The following is a 2,153-nucleotide window of genomic DNA, read 5'->3' as shown; positions in this document are numbered from 1 at the left end:
CAGCTCGAAAGCGCCTAACATACAACACAACTCGTTGATCATGAACCGGATGGTTCACCGATCCGAATTACACCACCCCATGGGGCACTATCCGTTCACCGAAGAGAACACCACCACTCACCCGATACCCCCCAGGCATCATCGGCCCTCCCCACGCACTACGGCCATCGCCTCACATGACCCAACGATGCCCGGACTCTAACACCTCCGAGACCCGATCACGACTCTGGCCAGCGAAAGCGCAGCAGGTCAGGACGCCTTCTCGGCGCGCGCTGCCTCCCTGGCAAGTAGTCGATCACGTGACTCCTCGAACTTGGTTGCCTTCTCGGCCAAGTCCTCGACGAACGCTGCCAGTCGATCGCGATCCCGCTCGCCCTCACCCGTGAAATCGTTGCGCTCGAAGATCTTCCACTTGCGCAGAACAGGCATCAACACCTCGTCCAGATGCTGCCGTAGATCGTAGATCCCGTGCTTGGCCAAGGTCATCGCGTTCTTGCGGAAATTGGGCATGTTCAGGCCGGGCATCTGAAAGTCGGTCGCGACATCGGTGATGGCGCGAACCATCTGATCGGGCACCAGATCCAGCGACGCCTCACCGAGGTTCCGATAGAAGATCATGTGCAGGTTCTCGTCGGCAGCGACACGAGCCAACATTCGATCCGCCACCGGATCCCCGCACGCCAATCCCGTGTTTCGATGCGACACCCGTGTCGCCAACTCCTGGAACGTCACATACGCCACCGAATGCAGGAAATTGGCACCGTCCATCGGCGCATCGACACCAACCGTCATGTGGTGCATTCGAGCGCGCTCCAACTCGACGGGATCCACCGCACGCGTCACCACCAGATAATCGCGCATGACGATGCCGTGACGGTTCTCCTCCGCAGTCCAGCGCCCCACCCATGTCCCCCAGGCACCGTCCAACGAAAAATTGTCTGCCAGCCCCCGGTGATACGACGGCAGATTGTCCTCGGTGAGCAAATTGGTGATCATCGCCGTGCGCGCCAGTTCCGACAACGACGACTGCTCGAGGGACCAGTCCTGCCCACCCATCGCCGCGAAATTGCGACCCAGATCCCACGGAACGTAATCATGCGGATGCCATTCCTTCGCCATCGACAGATGACGATTCAAATTGGCTTCCAACGTGCCGTCGAGTTCCCTCAACAGCTCTTCATGATCGAGAACGCGCGTCATCTGCGGGACTCCTTCGAGATTCGAGATGCCCGAATCGCCGATCGATTCGAGACAGTGGCGAACACCGCCCGCCGAGATCGAACGACGGCACACCCCCCTGCGGTGCGCCGTCGCGACCATTCACGTCGATCCGAGAACCGACGTCCTTGCACAGCGACCACGCTAAGGACCGAACCATCGATACGACACCGAACCGACGACTGTCTGGACATGTGGGCGCCGAAACACAGATCGCCTTGGGTCCAATCACAACCGGTCAAGCTGAGTGGCCGGGGGATCTCGCGGCGCACCCGATGGCACTCAATGTCACATTCAGTGGACTTTTCGTGGGTCAATGTCACATCGAGTGGACATGGGGGGTCGGCTGGAGAGACGAAAAAGGACGCCCACCGAAGTGGACGTCCTTTTCTTTGTGGAGCCTAGGAGATTCGAACTCCTGACATCTGCCTTGCAAAGGCAGCGCTCTACCAACTGAGCTAAGGCCCCGGGTGTTACCGGTAATCGTGGACGAACTCTACACGTCCACTCCGAGCGATTGTCACGCGGTGGGGATGCTGTGCCAGACGCCGTCCGAGCTGCGCTGCGAGCGCACCTTCGATACTGTCAGCACTGCGATCACCGCCGATGCGACAAGAAGAAGGATTTTCATGTCCTGCCTCTTTTCGTTCGTTCGGTGTGGGCCTAGGAGGACTTGAACCTCCGACCTCTTCCTTATCAGGGAAGCGCTCTAACCGCCTGAGCTATAGGCCCTCATCACTACTTCGGGCCGAAGAAAAGCTCTCCTCGAACCGAGGGATGAGATTACCGTATCGGGCCGCTGTCTTCCAAAACGGCCCGATACGGCTCTCGATGGTGCAGGTCAGTCGCGGTCTGCCAGTGTCACTTCGACGCCACCGACCAGGTCCGACGACAGGTTGTAGATGAAGGCGCCGATGGTGGTGAGAGCGGTGAAG

2 protein-coding genes and 2 tRNA genes are annotated in these 2,153 nt (G+C 59.4%); all 4 read right to left on the bottom strand.

The window, feature by feature from the left end; all coding sequences use genetic code 11:
* Nucleotides 1-249 precede the first annotated feature (249 nt).
* Nucleotides 250-1,200 (bottom strand): acyl-ACP desaturase, encoded by a 951-nt coding sequence (locus tag A2J02_RS05000; RefSeq protein ID WP_068047542.1) that lies wholly within the window; start codon nt 1,198-1,200, stop codon nt 250-252.
* Nucleotides 1,201-1,613: 413 nt separating this feature from the next.
* Nucleotides 1,614-1,686, bottom strand: a tRNA-Ala gene (locus tag A2J02_RS04995).
* 190 nt (nt 1,687-1,876) lie between these two features.
* Nucleotides 1,877-1,950: transfer RNA gene (locus tag A2J02_RS04990), tRNA-Ile, on the bottom strand.
* 109 nt (nt 1,951-2,059) lie between these two features.
* Nucleotides 2,060-2,153 (bottom strand): DUF3566 domain-containing protein (locus A2J02_RS27115; RefSeq protein WP_197477937.1); only part of this gene is annotated, 94 nt, incomplete at its 5' end.

This window comes from Rhodococcus sp. EPR-147, from assembly GCF_001647185.1.
In the GTDB taxonomy this organism is placed as follows: domain Bacteria; phylum Actinomycetota; class Actinomycetes; order Mycobacteriales; family Mycobacteriaceae; genus Rhodococcoides.
Note: the sequence above shows the minus strand (reverse complement) of the source record. Positions and strands in the feature narration are given on the sequence as shown.

Excerpts from the sequence above, each read along its gene's own strand:
- A2J02_RS05000 (WP_068047542.1), bottom strand. The coding sequence starts at position 1,200 with ATGACGCGCGTTCTCGATCATGAAGAGCTGTTGAGGGAACTCGACGGC.